General features: G+C 37.0%; 4 protein-coding genes. All 4 read left to right on the top strand.

Annotated features, from left to right (window positions below; translation table 11 throughout):
- The coding region (locus AC1DUW_RS25720) for a Glu/Leu/Phe/Val family dehydrogenase (RefSeq protein ID WP_477643809.1) at positions 1 to 647 on the top strand (647 nt) is incomplete at its 5' end.
- A gap of 35 nt (positions 648 to 682) precedes the next feature.
- Complete coding sequence (locus AC1DUW_RS25715) at positions 683 to 973, top strand: SAV0927 family protein (protein ID WP_053345620.1); 291 nt, start codon at positions 683 to 685, stop codon at positions 971 to 973.
- A gap of 17 nt (positions 974 to 990) precedes the next feature.
- Positions 991 to 1,239, top strand: a complete 249-nt coding sequence (locus AC1DUW_RS25710) for a biotin/lipoyl attachment domain-containing protein (RefSeq protein WP_053345621.1) — start codon at positions 991 to 993, stop codon at positions 1,237 to 1,239.
- 383 nt (positions 1,240 to 1,622) lie between these two features.
- Positions 1,623 to 2,390: a 3D domain-containing protein gene (locus tag AC1DUW_RS25705; protein WP_477643808.1), complete on the top strand. Its 768-nt coding sequence runs from the start codon at positions 1,623 to 1,625 to the stop codon at positions 2,388 to 2,390.
- Positions 2,391 to 2,538: the final 148 nt, after the last annotated feature.

Here is a 2,538-nt window from a genome sequence, read left to right as displayed (position 1 = left end):
GTGATTTAAAGAAAATGCCTATTCAGGGTATGCGGGTAATTATTCAGGGATTCGGGAATGTTGGCAGTTATTTGGCAATGTATTTGCATGAATTGGGAGCTAAGGTTGTCGGGATATCGGATGAGCTTGGCGGATTATATGACCCAAACGGCTTAGACATTCCTTTCCTTTTGGAAAACAGGGATTCGTATGGAGTCGTTACGAACTTATTTAAAGATTCATTATCCAATCAAGAATTATTGGAAAAAGAGTGTGATGTGCTAATTCCCGCAGCTATTAGCGGAGTGATAAATAAAGATAATGTCGAACGACTGCAATGTAAAATCCTAATTGAAGCAGCAAATGGACCGACAACAAAGGAAACAATCAAAATTCTCGATGAAAAAGGTATATTACTAGTCCCGGATATTTTGGCGAATTCAGGAGGAGTGATTGTTTCATATTTTGAATGGTGCCAAAACAATCAAGGTTATTACTGGACAGAAGAACTTGTAGATAAACGTTTAAAAGAAAAGATAACAGCCAGCTTTTTGAATGTCTATCATACTTCTCAAAAATTTTCCGTGAACATGAAAATTGCTGCTTATATAGAAGGGATTCGTAAAATAGCAGAAGCATCCCGGCTCCGAGGGTGGGTCAGGTTCTAAACTAATTAGGGATTTACAAGAAAGGAGGCAATCAGTTGAATTTTGATATTATTTCCGAAAATAAAGAAAACCAGGCTATTCATCATTATTGCTTATTGTCAAAAAATTATAGATATGATGTGACTATTGCCTACTCGGCTCAGTTTTTAGGTAAAGCAATGGTCACCTCCCTTCAAAGCGGGAGAATGATCCTACTGTGTGCCGATGATATTCATTTAGATCAGTACTGGGCTCCGAAGCTTGGCATTGAACAAGAAGATATTTCTGAATTTCAATACTTTCTCAAGTCAGTCTTACAATCCCAATTTCATTTTGAACAATATTGAAGGAAGGAGTGATATAGATGTACGTTGATGTGATTCTTAGTCCTTGTCATGGTAAAGTTGAAAAAGTTTTAATAACCAAAAATTCCGGATTCTACGAATGGGAACCACTGTTCCATATTAAGACGGCAGAAGGACGTGAGGAAATCATCCATATTGGTGTCAGCGGTGAGGTAGAATCATTGGAGGTACTGGAGGGGGAACAAGTGGAAGCTGGCATGGTCCTCGCCTATTTTAAAGAAGATTTATTCGTGACCGGTAGCGATTAATATATAGATAAAAGAAGATGAACTGAATCATCTTCTTTTTTTTATCTGTTTTCTGGATAAGGGCAGTGTGAAATTACATATGAAGCAATAATGGGGTTGGACATATGTTTGCAATTTCTTGAAGTACTTTCTTTCTGGAAGATATTCTATCTGGATGTGCGGACCAGTAAAACAACCAAACTCCGCCCAGTGGAGTCGTAATTTGATACGACGGACATATAGGATTAATTATTCTAGTGTTATTTTAAAGTTTGATATCTTTTCGTTATCCTTCTGTGATATCTGTCATCGATTCTTTATCTGTTTGTTCTTTGTATAGCAAATAACTATGCTATTATTGAAAAAATTAGCTAACTTACTAGCTTACAAGGAGGTAACAACATATGAAAAAATCAATCTTATCGTTAGCGGCAGCGGCTGCAATATCCGGTGCATTCACTATTCCGGTACAAGCAGAAGATGTCAATGTGAAAGATGGAGACACATTATGGGGGATATCTCAAACRTATAAAGTATCAATAGAAGATATTAAGGRTTGGAACCATTTGTCTTCAGAYACGATTTATTCAGGAGAAACATTACATATTTCTCAAGAAAAGCATTATAAGGTCAAGTCCGGGGACACRYTATGGGAAATTGCAGRCAAATATCATGTATCAGTAAATGACCTTAAATCTTGGAACGGTTTAAATTCAGATACAATCCATCCRAARCAGGAACTAGTTATTAAACCTGSGACRWACAAAGATGAGKCAGCGAGCGTATTGCCTGAACAGAATTCTGAACAAGCAGCGCCAGCTAATAAATCTGAAAAAGAAAAAACAACATCAAAAAGTCAAGCTACGAATCARTCAGRYATAGAAAAAGAGATTACYGTAAGAGCAACTGCATATACTGCTGATTGTCAAGGTTGTAGCGGYACTACAGCTACTGGAATCGACTTAAAAGCAAATCCGGATGCAAAAGTAGTAGCTGTTGACCCATCTGTCATCCCACTTGGATCAAAAGTGTATGTGGAAGGCTATGGCTACGCAACGGCAGAGGATACCGGCAGTGCTATAAAAGGAAATAGAGTAGATATCTTTATTCCTAATGAGCAGGATGCTTTAAATTGGGGCGTTAAAAACGTGAAAATACAAGTCTTGAATTAACTCATTCATATAATTGATTGTTTAGAAAATATCTTTTTCTTCGTTGCGGCGAGGTACAAAAAACGACTCATTTTTTCTAATAGGCTAATATCACTCAATAAATAACATTACATGCGTAATTAAGTGAAAGGGGGAACATCGTGAACAC

This window comes from Peribacillus sp. P4_C12, from assembly GCF_056402095.1.
The sequence above is the reverse complement of the archived record's forward strand: the minus strand, read 5'-3'. Positions and strand labels throughout refer to the sequence as shown.